The 297-nt window shown below is 45.5% G+C and carries 1 pseudogene; it reads right to left on the minus strand.

The window, feature by feature from the left end:
• Positions 1-297: pseudogene (locus AB4585_RS27640) on the minus strand (aconitate hydratase B); the annotation flags it as partial.

The following is a 297-nucleotide window of genomic DNA, read 5'->3' on the forward strand; positions in this document are numbered from 1 at the left end:
GCTTACCTGCGGCACGGAAGTGACCAATATTGGTCATACATGAACCAATGAATACCTCATCAATATCAGTACCTTGCACTTCAGATAGTGGACGAGCATCATCAGGATCATTTGGTGCACACAAGATTGGTTCATCGATTTCAGCCAGATCAATCTCAATCACATGCTTATACTCAGCGTCTTTGTCTGCTTCCATAAGCTCTGGATTATCTAGCCACTCTTGCATAGCACTAATGCGGCGCTCAATAGTACGGCGGTCACCGTAGCCTTCAGCGATCATCCACTTAAGCATAACGA

It is taken from the genome of Vibrio sp. 10N.222.49.C9 (assembly GCF_041474985.1).
GTDB classification, from domain to species: domain Bacteria; phylum Pseudomonadota; class Gammaproteobacteria; order Enterobacterales; family Vibrionaceae; genus Vibrio; species Vibrio crassostreae_C.